The organism is Bradyrhizobium sp. USDA 336 (genome assembly GCF_044908355.1).
Classification (GTDB): domain Bacteria; phylum Pseudomonadota; class Alphaproteobacteria; order Rhizobiales; family Xanthobacteraceae; genus Bradyrhizobium; species Bradyrhizobium yuanmingense.
In genome coordinates this window covers 4,339,834-4,357,204 of sequence record NZ_JBIYDC010000002.1, presented here as the reverse complement: position 1 = coordinate 4,357,204, position 17,371 = coordinate 4,339,834, and the positions used below count along the sequence as shown (strand labels likewise).

Below are 17,371 nucleotides of genomic sequence, written 5' to 3'. Positions count from 1 at the left end.
GAGTCCGCCTATTCGAGCCGCAGCAGGCGGCCGATGATCGGGGTCGGCGAGGAGGTGGCGCTGGCGTCGATCTGGAAGGTGTAGCGTTTGGCACCGAGAATGGCGAGGTAGCTGCCGCCCGGGGTCAGTGTCTTTCCGGCCTTGGCAAAATCATAGAACTTGCCGCCGACCATGGCATCGCGCTTGAGCGGGACGCTGATCGTGGGCTCCTTGCCGTCGGTGCGTTCGATCACCAGCGTGCCGCCGACTTTGGCCTGCACCAGTGGCGAGACGCCGTAGAGCGTCGGCAGCTTGGCGGGCCCGCCCTTGGCGTCCGAGCGCATGGTGCGGAAGGTCGTCGCGGCGCTCTGGTTCGCTTCGCGCTCGGACAGTTTTGCCGCATTGGTGTCGCAGGGCACCTTTTCCCGCTTGACCTCGCCCAGCTGCACGGTGCTCTGCTCGGCGCCGACCAGGACGACACCTTCACTGATGGTCTCGCGCTGGCAGGATTTCAGGTAGCTGAGCGTGATGCTGGCCTTGGGCCCGAGTTTGATGATCTTGCCCGGCGCCACGTAGTCCATGAACGCGATGCCGTCGACCTTGCCCTGGACGTCCTCGACGATCGCAGCGGGAGTCTCCGCCCAAGTGGGGGCCGCAAGGCAGAATGCGCCGACACAGGCGCCGATCAGGCTTTTCATGGGAATTCTCATCCAATTCGACGATGCTCTGGTGCCCGTCCTGGTTCGATGCCTAGCAGCAGGGCGCCGGGGCAAGTGTGACCAGAATCACTCTCAGGTCTTGGTGCCACTTTAGCAGGAACAGGTTCAAACCGGCGACCGGAGAAAAATGGTGCCGCGGCAAGATGTTGGCGGATCGATCGGGTCAGGTTCATCGCGGAGATCGCAAAGCTGCGCAGTGGTGTCTCAAGACGAAGGACGAGATTTACGCGGTGGATGAGCACGCTCGACGACGGCTCCGCGGCGTTGCCCGCGGTCGCCGCGCGGCTTGAGACGGCGAGCGCGGGCGCCCAGAAGCCGCAGGCGCAGGACGAGGCGATGCTGGACGAGCTATTTGCGCGTTACACGATGGAGCGGGAGCGGGATGTCCATCGCCAGTTCCTGCAGACACTCGGGCTGAGCTCCGCCGCCACCACGCGCCGCGTCGAAGTGGTGGAGACGGCTGACGACGGCATCGAATTGTTTTGACGTCCCTGCCGCCGGGCGCGGCCGCAGAAATTTAACGGATGATTTTGCAGGGCATTAACCGTGGCGGAATGCTCGCCGTGTCGGTCATTGTCGCGCCTCAAGCTTCGTTGCAAATACACGTGGAAATTACGGGTGGATGTCTCCATGCTGAAAGAGGGCAAATACGCGGCGTGGTTCAGGACCGCGCACGCGCAAGGCACCGGTATCGTGCATCTGGCCCAAGGACGTATCTCGGGCAGCGACAGCTTCTTCAACTATGGCGGCTCCTATCAGTTCGACAACGACCGGCATTTCACGGCCGTCCTGACCACGCGGCGACATGCCGACGGGCCGCCGACCGTGTTCGGGCTCGACGAGGTCGAGGTCGAGCTCTCCGGCGTTTATAGCGGGGCGATGGCGACCTGTTCGGGAACGGCCCGGCAGGCGCCCGATGTGAGGTTCGAAGCGACTCTGATCTTCAGCCAGGAAGAGGCGCCGGCTCCCGACCCCCGGGGCGCGGTCGTGAAGCTCAAGGCCGACAAGCTGCCCAAGGGGCTCGACGGCCGTTCACGGCCGCGGCATCCGTTCACGACGGGCGCGCCCAAGTGACAGTGGATCGGCAACAAGCTGCGCCGGTCCACCCGGCTCGCGTCTGCGCCGCGCTTAGCATTGCGTTGACGTTGTTGGCTCGAATTCGCGCTGCAGCAACTCCGCCTTCAGAAGCGAGAGCTATCTAGTCTGCGATAGATCAAGCGTGGTGGAAGAACATGCCTCAAATCTGGATGACATATGACGAACTCGGCGCGCTCTGCGGCTGCGATGCTGTGGAGGCGAGGGACCGCGCCATCCATTTGTCGCTCGATCGTCGCAGGAGTCGCGACGGTGCAACGCGCGTCAAACTCGATCTGGCGCTGACGGCCAAGTTCTTTGCATCCGTCCGCGAGGCGGATTTCGATCTCGACTGCGCCATTGAAGCGCTGCACGACACCCACCGGAAGATGGCCGAGCTCCTGGTTCCCTCCGAGCGTCACACGAGGCGCGGGGCGGCTTGAGCGGCGCGTGTTTCGCTTGCGAAGGCTAATTCCTGCGAGCGTTGTCCCGAATCAGCATAAGCTCTGCGGTGGAATGTTCGGCAGTCCTCGGTGTTTTCATCGCGGGGACGAACGAAATCCGCAGGAGGAAGTGCATGAGCAAAGCCGTGTGTCGACGGTCCGTGGCACTGTTGGGGACATTGGCGCTGGTCGGAGGCGTCAGCGGGACGAGCGGAACGGCAGGTGCGGAGGTCGTGAAGCTGCGAGCGGAGCTCAAGGGAAGCAATGAAGTGCCGCCGAACAGCTCGACCGGGTCGGGCAAGGCGGAGGCGAGCTACGACACCGAAACGAAGGTCCTGACCTACGTCGTCACCTTCACCGGGCTGACGGGACCGGCGATAGGCGCGCATTTTCACGGCCCCGGCGAGGCCGGGAAGAATGCCGGCATTGCCTTGCCGTTCAAGACGGCGCAAAGCCCGATCGAAGGCAGTGCCACCCTCACCGAGGCGCAGGCGGCGGATCTGCTGGGCGGAAAATGGTACGCGAACATTCACACGGCCGCCAACCCAGGCGGTGAGTTGCGCGGTCAGATGATGAAGTAAGGACCGCGTCGCGCGGTCATTCCGCCGAGGCCGTGCTCGCCGTTTCAGGCAGGTGGTCTGGGCAGGAACGCCAGGATCATCTGGGCGAGCATGACGCCCACGGTGCCGCCCGCCGCCTTCTGCAGCACGTCGAGAAAGCCCGGATCGCGATCGGGTATGAACGCTTGCATCAGCTCCAGCCCCATGGCGACTGCGATGACGAGCGAGCAAGCCAGGCTAAACCGTCCGGGCAGCAGGAACGACAGCAGGAAGCCGAGCAGGCCATAGGCGCTGAAGCGCTCGATCACGACGATCCAATAGGCCTCGTGGTGACCCATGAGCGCAGGCCGGCCCGACAGCTTCGCCAGCGTGGCATAGGCGATCAGCGCCAGACAGATGCTTGCGGCTGCTATGAGGTGGTTCCTGCGCATGGCGCCAACATACAAGGTTGGTCGCCGCTCCGGTTCGAAAGCCGAAAACATCGTTAGAAAGTATCGTTAAAGCCTCTGTGGGCCGGCCAGTCAGGCCACCAAAGCCTTAGCACCGGATGTCGCCGCGCCCGGCTGCGCAACCTGACGCGACTCGATCAGCTCATGGAATTTGGCGGCGGGCAGGGGCGGCGCAACCAGATAGCCTTGGCCTTCCTCGACGCCGGAGGCGAGCAACGCGCGGAGCTGCTCCTCCGTCTCGATGCCTTCGGCGACCACGCTCATATTGAGGTCTTTCGCGAGCGCCACCAGCATCTCCACGATCGTGGTCGTCGATGCGTCCACCGTGATCGTGTCCACGAAGAACTTGTCGATCTTGATCGTATCGGCGCCGAGGCCCTTCAGCCGCGACAAACCGCTATGGCCGACGCCGACATCGTCGATGGCGACGCGGAAGCCGCGGTCCCGCAGCTCGGCCACGACCGAAGCGGCGCGCGCGAGATCATCCAATTCGTCGCGCTCGGTGATCTCGACCACGATCTGGCGCGCGGAGACGCGTGCCGTCAGAACCGTGCGCCGCAGTGTCTCGACGAAGCCGGCGCTCAGGAGGTGCTTGGGCACGACGTTCAGCGACAGCTTGAAATTCTTGTCGGCCCTGAGCAAGGGCCTGAGCTCGGTGAGCGCCGATCCCAGGATCTGCCAGGTCATTGCCTGGATGCGTCCGCTGGATTCGGCGAGCGGAATGAAATTCATCGGCGGGACCACCGAGCCGTCGCGGCGCAGCCAGCGCGCCAGAATCTCGCAGCCCTTGATCCGACCTGTCCGGAGGTCGAAGATCGGTTGGTAATATGGCTTGAATTCGCCGGCTGTCAGCGCCCGGTCGAGATCGGCCACTGGCCCCTCCATGCGGCGGTTCCGTGCCAGCAGGATGCCGAAGATCGCGCCAAGTCCGAGGGCCACTGCGAGCGTTGGCCAATAGGCCTCGTTGTTCCAGCTTGACAGCACCGCGTGCTCGAGCCGGATCGTGGCATGAAGCGGGAGCCGAGCGGACGCTCGCTCGAAGCCGATCGGCACCGGCAGAGACTTGCCGGCCTCGGTCTGGAATTCGCCGAGCTTCTCGCCATTGCTCAAGGCGAGGATCACCTGGCTGTGCGCGCGCAGCTCGGCCGGCATGATGTCGAACAGGCTGGCATTGACACCGACAATGGCGACCAGGGCGGAGTTGCCATTGACGTCCCTGAGCACGCCCAGGGCGTCGCCGCCGAACTGCTCCACGCGGAACAGGGAAAGCGTCTTGTCGCGCGAAGACAGCATGTCGCGGCGATCCACCCATCCCTTGTCGAATTCGAGCGTCTCGGAATAGGCCGAGCAGATCACCGAGCCGTCCGGCTTGACGAGGCGGACGTCCTTGATCGCCGAGCGCTGGTAGACATGCAGGCGGATGGCTTGCAGCGCCGCCGGCTCGCAGCTGGCGAAATTGCGCCGCGCGAGCTCGTCCAGGCTGCCTGCAGCGAAATCGACTGCAAGCTCCGATCGGCGCAGAACCACCTCGGTGAGCTCATTGAGCTGATGCGCCTGGTGCTGGCGAATGACGGCGCCAGCGGCGAAATGACCCGCCAAGGCGAACGCCATCGTGCTCGCAAGCACGAGTGCCACAAACGGGAGGTCTGGTCGCAGCACTCTCATCCGGCTCAGGCGAAAAACAGGGCGGGGTGGAAAATTCAAGCAAGGCGTGGAGATTGATCCTAGCCAGCCGGGGCTAAGATAGGGTTTAACGGAAAGACCGGCCCGAAGGGCCCCGCCCGAGCAGTGCCCGGCCAATGGTCTGGCGGCTCGAGGTCAGAAACGAGCATGGAAAGTTGAGCAGTATGATCAGGACGTTAAGCCTCGTGATGGCATTGGCAATCGGGAGCTCTGTGGCCTCGGCGCAGGGAACCAAAGACACGCCATCGGGCACGCAACCCACCTCCGCGACGCGCAGCGGCACGGGCACGAATTCCGGATCGGACACGATGGGCGGAGCCTTCAAAGGAACGGGGACGCCCAGCTACGGAACCAGCCCCGGGATGGGGTCCCAGAAGCGGACGCCCAATTAGGTTGGAACGGCTGGGCGGGCCGGCGCAGGCAACCCGCTCGATCAACCCTTATTGTCCGAGACGATGGCGGACGGGAATGACCCCGGGATAAGGGCGGCTGGCCCTGTCGATGCGGGGCGCCGCGGCATCCCGGGTGGCCCGCAGCCGGAGCACCACGAACGCGATGTTGAGCGCCAGCCAGACCAAAACTGCGGAAATGGCAAAGTGGAGCACTGCCAGACCTCGCTGAGAATCCGGGACCAACAGCCCAAGGTTGATTTGGTTCCGTTTCGCTTCGGCGATGCTGTGCCGCGCTCGCGCAATCAGCTTTTCTTGGCCGCCTTCGACTTCAGCGAAAGACCAAGCCGCAACGCCATGCGCTTGATCGCATCGGGCGAGCGCCCGAGAGCTTTCGCTGCCTGCTCCAGCGAGGTTGAAGACTTGGCCAGCTCGATGAGCCGGCGATCTTCCTTGAACGACCAGGGCCTGCGCGCCATAACCGAAATGATCCTCTCGTCGACACAACGACAAAGCCGCCAAGCGGACCCATGTTCGCTCGACGGCTTTGCTTGGGTGGGGCCGGGCTTGGGGGAGCCCGGTGCGAGATGGATAAGCAATCGCCGAAAGTTCGCAACAAACAACGCGGGTTAAGCTAACCTCTCAACCTTACCGCGATGAAGTTGGTGCATGACGCTCCGTAGAAGCACGGATTCTTCGTCAGAATTGCTGTCTGCGACGGCCGCCAGAAACGTTCGAGAAACATATCGGCTTCTCGTGCATATCGCAGCTGTGCCCGAAGGCAGCGCATCCGGCCGCTTCGTTCGAGGCTGCTGCCGCAGTGAACACGGGTTAACATCGCGGGCTGGATATCGCCCTCGAACGATGAGAGATTTCGTCATCCTCTGGGCTCGTGGTTCTCGCGACGGCCAAAATTCAAGCACCGCGTTGCACAAACTTCATCTTCCTCTGACAAAACTTTCAGCGCCGATGATCTTGAAGTCGTCAGAACATCGCGATGAAATGTACCGGGAGGAGCGTTCCGATCATTGGGAACATTCCAAATGTTTGCAATTCTGGTTCTGATTTCGATTTTTGCAGCTGGCTTTTGCTGCGGCTACGGCGTGCGGGCATGGCGCTCGCGCAGGCGATCGGCACGATATCGTCTCTATGCGCCCTACACGCCGGCAGCGATGGGCGCCAAGCAGAGTGAGCATCCATCGTAGGCGCACAGCCATGTGAGCGCACACTGATCCTGCCGTGCGACCGGGTCGGATAACCATGCGCAGTTAGGTTAACGTGGTGCGGCGCTTGAGAGCTTTGGAAAGGCAACCTAGAACGTAGCAATTCATGGTGAGAGTTTAGCCGCCTGGATTTTCGCGGCTCGCATAGGTGGGCGTGAATGGCGTATTTGATTGCTTTGCTGGGCGCGACTTGCGTCCTCGTTTTGATCGCGTTTGTTCGTGGCTTTGAGCGGCGGCTGAAGGATCGTCCGGGGCCTTGGATCATGAACGAGGGCCCTGCGAATGACTGATCAAAGGCACAACGCGCCGCGCAGATACGTCGTCGATGCCCAAGGGCATCGCGTTCTGATCGGCGTGTCTCCGGAAGAGACGGCGGAGTTCGAAGCGCTGGATCTTGCATCGAACGAGACAGGGCAATTTACATCCGAGGTCCGCGTGCGAAAAGGAGCCGCTGCCGACGGCGAGATCCGCTGGCACGAGCTCTATTCCAAGCACGCGGGAGCTTGGCGGGCATGGATTGCACAAAGCCAGACCGCACGGGCGCCGGATTCAGGATTTGTTAACTACGTCTGACCGATGGTACCCGCCTGGATCTCGTATGTGGGATGGCCCGGATGTTTCAGCTGTTCCTGAGAGCGCGCGCACACAATCTTCTCGGCTCCCGCCGCGAGGACAAAACCTTCAAGGCCCGCTCGGCCGAGCGTGACGCGGAGACCGACCGCGGGCGGATCGGTGCCGTTTTGGCCGCGATCGAAACCGCCTTGCAGGAGGCGGAGAGGGAGCAGGCCGGGCTCAACCGGCGTGTCGACGATGCGCTTGCCCGTGCCTCCGTCACCTTCGGAAACGGCACCGATGAGTATCTCGAGCGGGAGCCGCTCGACAATCATCATCAGGATCTCTTCGCGGCCGACATCTCGAACGGCCAGCGCCGGCTCAAGGAATTGGCGAGCAGCATCGCCCACTTGAAGTTCGTCAAGACGGCAATGCTCACGCGCTTTCCGGATTTCAAACCGCCGCAGCTGAACAGCTAGTCACGCGTCTGCGGCCATCCTTCGAGACGCCCGCTTTCAGCGTGCTCCTCAGGATGAGGAGGGAATGCGCGGCAGCAGCAATGTCAACGAGCACCGACGCCAAATGGCCTCATCCTGAGGAGGCGCGCAAGCGCCGTCTCGAAGGACGAGGCGTGAACATAGTCGCCGTCAGGAGGCGCCGCGGTAGCCCTCCCGGCACGTACGGCAGATCGCACGACACTTCACCGGTTTGCCGTTTTGGTGCTTCGATCCTTTTTGATATGATTACGAAAATCATTCATGGATTGAAGGAGCGTAAGAGGTGCCAGTCAAAAATTTGCGGACGTTGGTTGGATTGGCAGGTGCTTTGACATTGGCCGTGCCGGGGACGGCGTCGGCCATCACCGCCGAAGTGGCGCGGGCATGCGACGCCGCGGTGGCCAAGGCCTTTCCGCCCAGGCAGATCGGCAACCCCGCAGCGGGGAGTGCCAAGGGAACGGGCAAAGACCAGCGCGAGTACTTCCAGAAATGCGTCGCCAACAACGGCAAGGTCGACGACATGCCGGCGGATGCGCCAAAGGACAGCAAGCCGGCCAAATAGGAAACAAAGGCTGCGTTATCGCCGCGGCGGCGGGCAGGGCGAGTAGAACGCGCCGTTCGCCGCATTGATGCGCTCGACGCATTGGTTGGGATCGGTGATCGTCCCAGCGATGGTGAAGTCATAGCCCATGCCCCTGACCACCACGACGTAGCGGCCGGGCGCGAGCGTGAAGCCGTCTTGCTCCGGTTGCAGCAACAGCATTCTCGACTGGTCGTCGATCGGACCTACCTTGTAGGGGTAGGACATGCTGCGGATGACCCAGGAATCGCCGGCGCTGACCATGGCGGCCTTGCCGGTGGCATCGATGCCCATCGACCGGGACACTTTCGCGATCACCCGAACTTCGGTCCCGGCCGCATCGACACCCCCGTCGGGCCTGAACACGATGAATTTGACGTCGCCGTCCATCAAAGTGGTCGCGCTCGGCGTGTTGATGGCGGCCGAGATCGCGACGCGCCGGTCCGGAATCTTTCCCGGCACTGGCTTGAGCTCATGGAGCTGGCCCTCGCTCAAGGCGTAGACGCCGAACGTCGTCGGCAGGGGGCATCGAGGGGTGCGCCGCCGGCGCCGGCTCCTTTGCGCTCTCCGGGGTTCGTTCAGCGGTCTCGCTGGCCGAGGGAGTCGGAATCGCGGTCAGCTGAGGCTCCGGGCTCTTGGCCGAACGTTCGGGCTGCGCCATCTGCGACGATGCCGTCAGTTGTGCCTTCAGCCGCGGCCAATACACGACCGCGGTGCCGGCGCCCGCAATGAGCAGGAGGATCGCGGTCAATCGAACGAGAGACTTGAAAGCGCCGCTCCGTTTGGGTTGGTCGGGCGATCCTGGCGGTGCGGCAGGACGCCGCGCCGTCTCGGCAGCCATCGGAATGGCTGATGACGCCGAGGCAGCGAGCGTCGGAATGGGCGGGGGGACGGGGACGTTCGCCGGTGGAGAATTCGGCACGGGGACCGAGGCATCCCTGGTCGGTGCAGACTTCTCGCTTCGCTCAAAGGCGCGTTCGACCTCCCGAATGGCGCGTTCGAGGACTTGCTGGAGCTCTCGCGCTTCCCGCGCATCGGCGTGGGTGAATTGTTCCAGAAGCTTGACGCGAGCCAGCTCGTAGACGACATCCCGCATCTGCCTGGGGTCGCCGGAGACTTCGCGGATCCGCTCTGACAACAGGCGGACGAGCCCGGCCTTGATCTCTTGCGCCTGCGAGGCGTTGGCTGCGGTGTCGCCGGTCTCGGTCATCAAGAGCGATCAACTAGCCCGGATAGTGCCGTTTCGCTAGGTTTTTTCACCCCGGATCGCGTCGGTTGCGGTGAAACACGCTGATGCTCCGGCCGCAAAGGTCCTGCGCGTTCTTTTCGTAGCGCTTGCTTTTGGGCGGAAACCTGTGACATTTCGACCGGCTCCTTCTTCCGGTGTGTGACCATGCGCGGCATTTTGACAGCAATCATGTTTTTGGCCTTTCTGGTTCAGTCTGCTTCTGCACAAGGGACCAAGGATCAGGCCAACACGACGAGCTCCAGCATCGTGACGACGACCGACAAAAAGAAGCAGACCACCCAGGCTGCCTCGCGGCCCACGGCTGTCCGGAACGTGGGTAGCGGTTCTACCGGACAGGCGGCCCAAGGTGTCTGGAGGAATGGCAAGCTGATCGCCGTGCCGCGGTGAGGTCGCGCAACGAACCGTGATGCCGTCGTGAAGGAACGGTCTTCGCCTCCCTGACGTTCTTGCTCGGGAGATATCGCATGAAACGAATAGTCTTGATCACACTCGCCCTTGTGGTGCCTGCGGGCGCCTGGGCCCAGGGCGTCAGCGATCCGTCGACGCCCAACCGCAATGTGATCATCGTCAACCCGTCGCAGCCCGCGCGTCCCAACGCGACGCCGAATATCCCGAGCCGGATCGAGCCTCCCGTGACGACTTACGGACGGGCCCGGCCCTATCACGGGAATACAACCCGGGGCAGCGGGTCGAGCCGCCGCTATTAGAGCGTACTGCTCTGGAGCATGCTCCGCGTAATGGCGATTTTGTCCTGGTCTCATCGCGTTAGCCGCGCTGACCACCCTTCGAGGGGTTATTGCGGGTTGACTTCGACCTCCAGGGTCGATGTCCCCGCAGCATGACGGTTCTTGCCCGAGATCAGCAGTGTAAACTTGTCGCTGCCGCGCGCCCCGGCTTCTGCCGAATAGCGGAAGCCGGACCCGACCACCGCCAATTGTCCCCGTGATGGCCCGCTCACGACCGATACCTTGAAGATTTGCATGTACGACCATCGCAGTCCCTGGATGCAATCGGCTCCAGGCGCGATCGACATCGTCCATTTCACGGTGTCTTGCGACAACTCAAACGGCGTACGCTCCTTGACGCAGGCGGGACTGGCGTGAGCCAGCAAGCCAGGCATGGCGGACGCCGCAGCGGCAACACTTAACAGCAATGTCGGTCTTGCTCGCATTCTCGGCTACTCCATCAGCGAATGCCGAAACCGGCTGTGATGACCTGGTGCGAGAACGGAGCAGTTTGCCCCGTAAGGCGATCACGGACGTGGATCTCGGGTCCACCAATCATCCGGTCGGCCTGCCTCGGATCATGCCATCCTACCCCTGTTTTGCCCGACGGATCAAATCGAATTTCGGGAAATGCGTAAGCCATTGATTTGGCTGGTGACGGCTACTGTGCATGGGGTTGTTTTTCGCTTTTTGTTGGGACGGCCGCTGCGTTCCGAAAATGTTGCAATTGGCAGCCGTATCAGCTGAAGTTGCGGCCGCCGCTCGGCCCGCCATCGGAGTCATCGGAGTGCGACCCGTCCGCTGCAAGTCCCTGTCAGACCGCCGGAGACCGGCGCGCGCGCCGGTTCAGGCGGCCGTGGCGGCCGCTGTCGGATTGGCTCTCTACGCCTGCCCGCTCTCGTGCCGTGCTCAGACCGAGCCGGAGCCGTCCGTGAGCGACTATCTTCCGCCGAGCGAGCCGGAAGTCTCGCGCGACGAATGGCGGCAGCGCATCGAGGATGCGCGGCGCCGTGCCAAGGAGGCAGCGCGCGAGCGGCGCGAGCATCCGGCGCTCTACAAGCCAGCTCCCGAAGATCCGGATATCGTCGCGACCGAACGTCTGCTTCGCGACGACAGCCTGCAGCAAGGCGACATCGTCGCCACCAAGAAGGGCATGTTCGTCTACCAGGGGCGATCCGATCAGCCGCGCCGCGATCAGGACTTCGTGCCGGTGAACCCGAAATCGGTCCGCTGAGTTAGTACCGCCGCAAGATCTCGTTGAACCTGGGATCGGTCACTTTCGTCGTCTCCAGCAGCAGCGACTTGCCTTGCGGCGTTGCCTGCACATAGGCCGCGATCAGCAGCGGCTCGTAACGCGAGCGGTTGGCCAGCGCCGAGCGGATGTCGGATTGCGCCAGCAGCTTGATCTCGTCGTCGGTTGCCGCGGCGCTCGAGGTCACGGTGCGGACGCGTGAGAAGGCAACGTCGATCGGCACCGACCCGGTGAGGTACGACATCTTCACCGCAGGCGTGACCGCCTCGCCGGCCTGGGCCTGTAGCGTGCCGAGCGTGAGCCAGAGCGCCGGCCTGATCGGCGAGACTTTCAAGGCTGCCACGACAGCGGCTTGGGCCGTCTTGTTCTCGCTGGCCCTTCCGCCTGCCTCGGCCGACGGACGGTGCAGAACGTCGGCGGCCATCGCCGCCGCATGATTTGCCAGGAGGTCGCCATCCCACGAAACGGATGCCAGGCTGCCTGCCGCCGCCAGCTTGGCCTTGTCCGGCGGAATCTCGCCCGAGAACAAGTCGCTGGCGCGAAAGTTCGGCCGCATCAGATCGCCATAGAACGTCATGCCGGCGTGGAGCGCCAGCGCGATCGCGGTCAAGATTCCAATGGCGCGAAGCGTGATCACCGAAGTTGCGGCCTAAGCTTTCAAATTGCGAGGAGACTATCGCCTTGGATCGTCAATAGGGTCAAGTTGCCGGTCGCATACGCGCCGGTGTCGATGTTGATGCGGTTCGAGCGGATATCGGGCGCGCTGACCGGCGTATGGCCGTGCACGACATATTTGCCGAAGCGCTCCTCGGAGGCGAGGAATTCCTCGCGGATCCAGAGCAGGTCCTCATCCTTCTGGCGATCGAGCGGGACGCCCGGCTTGACGCCGGCATGGACGAAGAAGAAGTCGCCGCAGGTAAAGGACGAGGGCAATTGCTGGAGGAAGGCGAGGTGCTCCGATGGGAGCGCACGTCTCAGTCCCTCGATCAGTTCGACCTGCTGCTCGGCGGAAGGGTTCATCGTCGGCATGACGCCGTAGGAGACCAGCGTCAGCAGACCGCCATAGTGGCGCCACTCCTGCAGGCGGGCCGGGTCCTTGAGCACCTCGAGCAGGAAGACCTCGTGATTGCCCTTCAGACATACCGTCTCGTGCGACTTCGAGCGTTCGATCAAGAGATCAAGAACGGCGCGTGAGTCCGGGCCGCGATCGACATAGTCGCCGAGAAAGACCTGAATGGCGCGTTGAGGGGCCGAGCGGGCCAAGTCGGCGTCGATCACGGTTAACAGCGATTGAAGCAAATCGGCACGGCCATGCACGTCGCCGATCGCATAGACGCGGACGCCGTCGGGAAGCCGAGGCTTGGTCTTCTTTCGAAAGCGGGAGGAAAGGCCCATCAGGTCGGTCGAATCGCTTCCAGCGTCACGAGCGGAACGTCGTGAACCGCTCTTAGCAGAACAAGTCACACATCGGTATTCTTAATTGTCCCTGACCGACGCGCCCGCATTTTGATTAAAGCCTCGCGCGGCCTTTGAGCCGTATTTCAAGAGGTCTCGCGTAGCGTCTCCCCAACAAGAACGGGGAGCGCGACATGCGCAAAGTTGTGAAGTTCCTGGCGGCCGTCGCCGCCATCGTCGTTGCTGCGGGGGTGCAGCAGAAAGCGGAAGCCGCCTTCGTCGGGGCGCCCCTGGGGCTGCGCGGTGCCATCCACTACATCAAGTTCGACCAGCCGACGCTGCCGCCGATGGCGTTCACGCTCTTCTGCCTGAAGTACAAGGACGAGTGCAAACCGCGTCCGCAGCGGATCGTCTTCCGCGGCGGCCGTCTGAAGCTGACGGCCGAGCGCATGGCGCAGATGCAGGAGGTCAATCAGCGGGTCAATGCCGCGATCCGCCCCGAGGCCAATCTGGAAGGGCTGCGCGGCGAGAAGTGGCTGCTGCATCCGGCAAGCGGCGACTGCAACGACTATGCCGTGACAAAACGCCACGATCTGATCGCCAAGGGCTTTCCGGCGCGCTCGGTGCTGCTGAGCGAGGTCGTGACCAGCTGGGGCGAGCATCATCTCGTGGTCGTGGTGCGCACCTTCTCCGGCGATCTCGTGCTGGACAATCTCTCCGGCCACATCATGTCGTGGTCGAAGAAGCCCTATCGCTGGGTCCGCATTCAGTCGCCCAAGAATCCGAACTACTGGGCCTCGCTCGGCGACCGCGCGGTCTGATCACCCGCGCGCTATCGTGATCCGGATTGGCTGACGCTCTGCGACAGCCCCAGTCCCAAGATCACCGAAAGGCAAAGGATTGCTGCAGGGTGCAGCAATCCGGGACCGGCAAAGCTCTGAACCAGCGCAAACAGGACGCAGGCCGCAGCCGAAGCGGGAAAGAACGAGTCACGTCCGCGCTGCAGGGCGCCGACGAACAGGCGAACCAAAGCGAGCAGGCTCACCGCGATCATGGCGACCAAGCCGAGCCAACCCATCCCCGCGAACACGGATGTGGCCGCCGAGGGCGCCGTCAGGACGGCGCCGGCATCGCTCAGATAGATCCTGCCCACCGCAGCAAAAGTCCCGGCGCCGGCGCCGAACCAGCGGGTGTCGGCCAACATGCGCTCGAGCGCGGCCTTGGTCTCGGTCCCCATTTCCGGAACGAGCCGCAGCAGGATGGGTCCGGAATTCTTTTCGAACAGGAAGGTCAGCACGATCGCCGCGCCGATCAGGGCTGCCACCGACAACGCGCTCGCGGCCAATGGCGACAGATCCAGTCTGCGGATCACGAGGATCAGCAGGATCAACACGACGCCAAAGGCCGCTGCCATGGCGCTGTTGGTCCCGGACAGTCCAAAGATCGCGGCGGCACTGACCAAGGCTCCGACCAGACCGCAAAGCCCGATCACGACCGAGCGAACGATCGAATGATGCGTCTCCGCCCGTTCAGCGGCGAGCTGCATCACCGCCAGATTGAGCATGAGGCCGAGCCCGGCCAGGCTCGTCGTGAGGTCATGGGGGACGGATCCGGCAAGCGCCGGCGAGAGCCGATGCAGGTCCAACATCAAGGCGGAGATCGCGGTTACGCCGCTCAGCACGAACAGAACCAGCTCGGCACGGCCGCGGTTGCGGACCACCAGGATCGCGACGCCGAGCAATGAGATTGCAGCCAGCGCCAGCAGCAGCGCGTTCACCGTCAAGCCGATATCGGCCGTGATCGGCCCGAGCGACAGGCCACCGATCACCTCGTGGGCGCTGGCCCAGATCGGATGCGCAAAGCGCAGCGGAAGCGGAGCGAGCTGGGCCGCGATGCTCAGCGGAATGGCGAGCAGAATCCAGCGGCCCCAGGAGGTCGCACGAAGATAGTGCTCGTAGTCGGCCTTTCGCGAGCTCAAGGCGGCGGCCAGCAGGCCTAGTGCTGCGGCCATCGTCCCGAGCTGCGCCCCCAATGTGGCGCCGGCGATTTCGAGAGCGGAAGCGGAAACGATGGAGACGATGAGGGCAAAATAAGCGAGGGACAAACGGCGCGCTCGAAGCGAATCCTGAAACGGTCAGGTCACCATACAAGCGGGCGGTGCGTTTTCAAACAGAGGCTTGCGTTGCGATCAGCGGGTGGCCTTGACCGGTCGACCGAACACGCGGGTGGCGCTTGCGGCGGCAAGGGCAAAGCGCGCGCCCGAACCGAAGAGGTAACCGCCCTGGAGGGCGATGGCGGCGAACGCCGCAGCCTTCATGCCGTCAAGGAAGCCCAGGCTGGTCATCATGCTGACCGGCAGCATGGTGAGCACCAGCGCAAATGTGACCGGCAGGAGCACGAACACGCGAAAGCGTTGGCCCAGCACGGCACCTGTGAGAAAGCTGAAAATCAAAAAGGCGGTCATCCGAAACACTCTCCGTGCTCCGGACCCTAGGTTTCCCGCCTAAAAAGACCCTTAAGTTGTATGGCTAAATTTGGCCTATTGGCCGCAATTTGCCAGTAGCGAATGATAGGCCTCCCGCAGCCCGTTGAGCGCCACCATACCCTTGATCTCGCTGTCGCCTTCCCTGACCACCACGGACAGGGAGGCCGTCGTCTGCCACTTTCCGGCGGCAAAGGCCGAGACCTCGTCAGGGAGCAGCACGGCCGCTCCCGCGGCCGCCATGCTGCCCTCGAAGCTCAGGGTGCCGCCGCCGCTCGCCGCGATGGTCAGCTTGGGGCGGCTCCGGGGCGGGAAGGGCCGGATCAAGGCCACCAGCACATCGACCTTGCCCTTCGGGGCGCAGCGCACGATCAGGCCGGCGAAGTCCGGGTCCGATTGGGTGGTGTCGGCAGTCTTCATGATGGCCGCGAAGCTTTCGCCGTCCTTGGCCCCTTGGGTCCGGGTGAATTTCCAGACGGACGCGGACGCAGGGGCGGCCACCTCAACAACGGCCGCGCCGCGACACCACGCCCCGGCGCTGCCAGGGCAGGCGACGGCGGGGCCCCATGTGCGATCGGCGGCGCCAAAGAGGGAGCCCGCCAACAGCGGGATCAGAAGGAGGCCAGACACGGGAAGTTCCTATCCTTAACAGCCCAGACTTAGCAGACGGTGGCACGCCCAAGAAGCCTCGCGGTCGACACACTTGGCCCGCAACCGGGGCGATTTGCCGCCTAATCGGGCACACGAAATACAACAAATAGTCACAAAGACTTAAACCAAGCCCCAAACAGTGGCCCACACGCAACAGTGGTCGGCCGATCGCATCGTTAACCACTCGGGAACCCTTGTCGCACCGCCCCCTAGGCCGTACCAATCCAGAGCTAATTGGGGTCTCTTGGGGCGCGATTCATGCATTCCTTTGCCAAGTCATATCTTTTCAAGCCAGCTTTTCTGCTGGCCGCTCTAGCGCTCGGGGCCTGCTCGACCAATCCCGGATCGGGACCGCTCACCGACGACGTCAACAACAAGATCCAGACCGAAAACGCGCCGGCCTACGAGCTGGTGCCGCTCAATCCGGCGACCGTGAAGATCCTGCACACCCACGAGCCCAAGGGCCTTGCCGGCGTGTTCACCGACCGCCGTCCGCCCGCCAGCATCGTGTTCGGCATCGGCGACGTCGTCAGCGTCACCATCTTCGAAGCCGCGGCAGGCGGTCTGTTCATCCCGGCGGAAGCCGGTGTCCGCCCGGGTAACTATGTGACGATCCCGGATCAGTCGGTCGACAATGACGGCTTCATCACCGTGCCCTATGCCGGTCAGATCAAGGCCGCAGGCCTGACGGCGGTCCAAATCCAGCGCGCGATTGTCGAGAGGATCGGCAACCGCGCCATCGAGCCGCAAGCGGTCGTGGCGATGTCCTCGCAGCGCACCCAGCTGATCAGCGTGCTCGGCGAGGTCAATTCGCCGGCGCGTTATCCCGCGAGCGCGGCGGGTGCGAAGGATCGCGTGCTCGATGCGATCACCCGCGCCGGCGGCATCAAGGGCCAGGGCTTCGAGACCTGGGTCATGCTGGAGCGTGGCGGACGGCGGGCCACCGTGCCGTTCGAGAATCTCGTGATGGCGCCCGAGAACAACGTCTATGTGCGGCCCGACGACAGCATCTACGTCTATCGCGAGCAGCAGAAGTTCCTGGCGTTCGGCGCCAGCGGCCAGAGCGGCGAGTTCAACTTCGACGCCTGGCGCATCAATCTCGGCGAAGCGGTCGGCAAGGCTGGCGGTCTCCTGGATGGCCAGGCCGATCCGGCGGCCGTTTATCTCTATCGCCGCGAGCCGCGCGAGGTTGCGGCCCAGCTCGGCATCGACGTGAGCAAGTACACCTCGGAGACGATCCCGGTCATCTTCAACGTGAACTTCCGCGATCCCGGCGGCTTCTTCCTCGCCACCAAGGTCATGATGAAGAACGGCGACATCATCTACGTCTCGAACTCGCGCAACGTCGAAGTTGCCAAGTTCCTGAACTACCTGCGTGTGATCATGGCGACCGGCAGCGACAGCATCAATCTCGCCAACGACGCCCTGATCTTCCGCAACAACATCAAGCTGGCGCCGTAAGACGCCGA

At 63.4% G+C, this 17,371-nt stretch carries 24 protein-coding genes; 12 read left to right on the top strand and 12 right to left on the bottom strand.

Features of this window, described 5'->3' with window-relative positions; all coding sequences use genetic code 11:
- Positions 1-8: 8 nt before the first annotated feature.
- Complete coding sequence (locus ABIA45_RS21280; RefSeq protein ID WP_404653507.1) at positions 9-677, bottom strand: hypothetical protein; 669 nt, start codon at positions 675-677, stop codon at positions 9-11.
- A gap of 255 nt (positions 678-932) precedes the next feature.
- Between ABIA45_RS21280 and ABIA45_RS21275 the strand changes: the two genes are divergently transcribed.
- The 4 genes from ABIA45_RS21275 (at position 933) to ABIA45_RS21260 (ending at position 2,796) form a co-directional block, all read left to right on the top strand.
- On the top strand, positions 933-1,184 hold the full coding sequence (locus ABIA45_RS21275) for a hypothetical protein (protein ID WP_271538602.1): 252 nt from the start codon (positions 933-935) through the stop codon (positions 1,182-1,184).
- A gap of 144 nt (positions 1,185-1,328) precedes the next feature.
- Positions 1,329-1,772, top strand: a complete 444-nt coding sequence (locus tag ABIA45_RS21270; RefSeq protein WP_404653505.1) for a hypothetical protein — start codon at positions 1,329-1,331, stop codon at positions 1,770-1,772.
- A 158-nt stretch (positions 1,773-1,930) separates the two neighbouring features.
- Complete coding sequence (locus ABIA45_RS21265; RefSeq protein ID WP_036011293.1) at positions 1,931-2,215, top strand: hypothetical protein; 285 nt, start codon at positions 1,931-1,933, stop codon at positions 2,213-2,215.
- 134 nt (positions 2,216-2,349) lie between these two features.
- Positions 2,350-2,796 (top strand): CHRD domain-containing protein, encoded by a 447-nt coding sequence (locus tag ABIA45_RS21260; RefSeq protein ID WP_404653503.1) that lies wholly within the window; start codon positions 2,350-2,352, stop codon positions 2,794-2,796.
- A gap of 44 nt (positions 2,797-2,840) precedes the next feature.
- Here the strand turns inward: ABIA45_RS21260 and ABIA45_RS21255 are convergent, their stop codons facing one another.
- The 3 genes from ABIA45_RS21255 to ABIA45_RS21245 form a co-directional block, all read right to left on the bottom strand.
- The gene (locus tag ABIA45_RS21255; protein WP_036035545.1) at positions 2,841-3,206 is read right to left on the bottom strand and encodes a VanZ family protein; all 366 of its coding nucleotides are present in this window, start codon (positions 3,204-3,206) and stop codon (positions 2,841-2,843) included.
- A 90-nt stretch (positions 3,207-3,296) separates the two neighbouring features.
- Complete coding sequence (locus ABIA45_RS21250; RefSeq protein ID WP_404653502.1) at positions 3,297-4,835, bottom strand: EAL domain-containing protein; 1,539 nt, start codon at positions 4,833-4,835, stop codon at positions 3,297-3,299.
- A 766-nt stretch (positions 4,836-5,601) separates the two neighbouring features.
- The gene (locus ABIA45_RS21245; RefSeq protein WP_404653501.1) at positions 5,602-5,775 is read right to left on the bottom strand and encodes a hypothetical protein; all 174 of its coding nucleotides are present in this window, start codon (positions 5,773-5,775) and stop codon (positions 5,602-5,604) included.
- A 1,026-nt stretch (positions 5,776-6,801) separates the two neighbouring features.
- Between ABIA45_RS21245 and ABIA45_RS21240 the strand changes: the two genes are divergently transcribed.
- From ABIA45_RS21240 to ABIA45_RS21230, 3 genes are all read left to right on the top strand, one after another.
- Positions 6,802-7,092: a hypothetical protein gene (locus tag ABIA45_RS21240; RefSeq protein ID WP_404653499.1), complete on the top strand. Its 291-nt coding sequence runs from the start codon at positions 6,802-6,804 to the stop codon at positions 7,090-7,092.
- 41 nt (positions 7,093-7,133) lie between these two features.
- Positions 7,134-7,550 carry a hypothetical protein gene (locus tag ABIA45_RS21235; protein ID WP_036011274.1) on the top strand — a complete coding sequence of 139 codons (417 nt, stop codon included), beginning with the start codon at positions 7,134-7,136 and terminating at the stop codon, positions 7,548-7,550.
- 358 nt (positions 7,551-7,908) lie between these two features.
- A complete protein-coding gene (locus tag ABIA45_RS21230; RefSeq protein WP_404655723.1) occupies positions 7,909-8,130 on the top strand; it encodes a hypothetical protein in 222 nt (73 codons plus the stop codon).
- Between the two features lie 15 nt (positions 8,131-8,145).
- On the opposite strand, the gene ABIA45_RS21225 is transcribed toward ABIA45_RS21230, so the two are convergent.
- Both ABIA45_RS21225 and ABIA45_RS21220 read right to left on the bottom strand, forming a co-directional pair.
- A complete protein-coding gene (locus tag ABIA45_RS21225) occupies positions 8,146-8,610 on the bottom strand; it encodes a hypothetical protein (RefSeq protein ID WP_404653498.1) in 465 nt (154 codons plus the stop codon).
- Between the two features lie 10 nt (positions 8,611-8,620).
- Positions 8,621-9,358 carry a hypothetical protein gene (locus ABIA45_RS21220; RefSeq protein WP_404653497.1) on the bottom strand — a complete coding sequence of 246 codons (738 nt, stop codon included), beginning with the start codon at positions 9,356-9,358 and terminating at the stop codon, positions 8,621-8,623.
- A gap of 183 nt (positions 9,359-9,541) precedes the next feature.
- Between ABIA45_RS21220 and ABIA45_RS21215 the strand changes: the two genes are divergently transcribed.
- Entirely contained in the window at positions 9,542-9,784 is a 243-nt protein-coding gene (locus ABIA45_RS21215; RefSeq protein WP_036035522.1) for a hypothetical protein, read from the top strand.
- 77 nt (positions 9,785-9,861) lie between these two features.
- Positions 9,862-10,104, top strand: a complete 243-nt coding sequence (locus tag ABIA45_RS21210; RefSeq protein WP_128262894.1) for a hypothetical protein — start codon at positions 9,862-9,864, stop codon at positions 10,102-10,104.
- Positions 10,105-10,190: 86 nt separating this feature from the next.
- Here the strand turns inward: ABIA45_RS21210 and ABIA45_RS21205 are convergent, their stop codons facing one another.
- A complete protein-coding gene (locus ABIA45_RS21205) occupies positions 10,191-10,517 on the bottom strand; it encodes an Ig-like domain-containing protein (protein ID WP_244941382.1) in 327 nt (108 codons plus the stop codon).
- A 536-nt stretch (positions 10,518-11,053) separates the two neighbouring features.
- Here ABIA45_RS21205 and ABIA45_RS21200 point away from each other — a divergent pair.
- Positions 11,054-11,356: a hypothetical protein gene (locus ABIA45_RS21200; protein WP_404653495.1), complete on the top strand. Its 303-nt coding sequence runs from the start codon at positions 11,054-11,056 to the stop codon at positions 11,354-11,356.
- Between the two features lies 1 nt (position 11,357).
- Here the strand turns inward: ABIA45_RS21200 and ABIA45_RS21195 are convergent, their stop codons facing one another.
- Both ABIA45_RS21195 and ABIA45_RS21190 read right to left on the bottom strand, forming a co-directional pair.
- Complete coding sequence (locus ABIA45_RS21195; protein ID WP_404653493.1) at positions 11,358-12,011, bottom strand: hypothetical protein; 654 nt, start codon at positions 12,009-12,011, stop codon at positions 11,358-11,360.
- A 20-nt stretch (positions 12,012-12,031) separates the two neighbouring features.
- The gene (locus tag ABIA45_RS21190; RefSeq protein ID WP_404653491.1) at positions 12,032-12,769 is read right to left on the bottom strand and encodes a metallophosphoesterase family protein; all 738 of its coding nucleotides are present in this window, start codon (positions 12,767-12,769) and stop codon (positions 12,032-12,034) included.
- A gap of 194 nt (positions 12,770-12,963) precedes the next feature.
- Between ABIA45_RS21190 and ABIA45_RS21185 the strand changes: the two genes are divergently transcribed.
- On the top strand, positions 12,964-13,590 hold the full coding sequence (locus ABIA45_RS21185; protein ID WP_225188405.1) for a transglutaminase-like cysteine peptidase: 627 nt from the start codon (positions 12,964-12,966) through the stop codon (positions 13,588-13,590).
- Between the two features lie 11 nt (positions 13,591-13,601).
- Here ABIA45_RS21185 and ABIA45_RS21180 read toward each other — a convergent pair whose 3' ends face one another.
- From ABIA45_RS21180 to ABIA45_RS21170, 3 genes are all read right to left on the bottom strand, one after another.
- On the bottom strand, positions 13,602-14,873 hold the full coding sequence (locus tag ABIA45_RS21180) for a hypothetical protein (RefSeq protein ID WP_404653489.1): 1,272 nt from the start codon (positions 14,871-14,873) through the stop codon (positions 13,602-13,604).
- Between the two features lie 84 nt (positions 14,874-14,957).
- Positions 14,958-15,233: a hypothetical protein gene (locus tag ABIA45_RS21175; RefSeq protein WP_404653488.1), complete on the bottom strand. Its 276-nt coding sequence runs from the start codon at positions 15,231-15,233 to the stop codon at positions 14,958-14,960.
- Between the two features lie 75 nt (positions 15,234-15,308).
- Entirely contained in the window at positions 15,309-15,881 is a 573-nt protein-coding gene (locus ABIA45_RS21170; RefSeq protein ID WP_404653487.1) for a hypothetical protein, read from the bottom strand.
- 279 nt (positions 15,882-16,160) lie between these two features.
- Here ABIA45_RS21170 and ABIA45_RS21165 point away from each other — a divergent pair, with 279 nt between their 5' ends.
- The gene (locus ABIA45_RS21165; protein WP_404543556.1) at positions 16,161-17,363 is read left to right on the top strand and encodes a polysaccharide biosynthesis/export family protein; all 1,203 of its coding nucleotides are present in this window, start codon (positions 16,161-16,163) and stop codon (positions 17,361-17,363) included.
- The last annotated feature ends 8 nt before the right edge of the window (positions 17,364-17,371 follow it).